The 252-nt window shown below is 69.8% G+C and carries 1 protein-coding gene; it reads left to right on the top strand.

Going from position 1 to position 252, the window contains the following annotated elements; all coding sequences use genetic code 11:
• The coding region (locus tag SB725_RS32680; protein ID WP_410923636.1) for a hypothetical protein at nt 1-252 on the top strand (252 nt) is incomplete at both ends.

Genomic DNA, 252 nt, shown 5'->3' on the forward strand with positions numbered 1-252 from the left:
CGGCGGGCTTCACGGTCACCGATCCCGAGTGGATCCTGCCCTTTCCCGATCCCGCGAGCCCGACGCGTTACGCGAGCCTGCAGAACGCGCTCGACTACGTCGCGAACGAACTGGCGCTGCATGGCAAGATCGCGATCGAGATCGCCACAAGTGCCACGCTGACGATGACGGGCCCGCTCGCGGTCGATCTTCCCGCGGGCACGACGCTGGAGCTGCGCGCCGCCGATGGCGCCCGCCCCACGCTGCTGCTCG

Source organism: Pseudomonas sp. SIMBA_041 (assembly GCF_046535095.1).
Lineage (GTDB): Bacteria > Pseudomonadota > Gammaproteobacteria > Pseudomonadales > Pseudomonadaceae > Aquipseudomonas > Aquipseudomonas mucoides.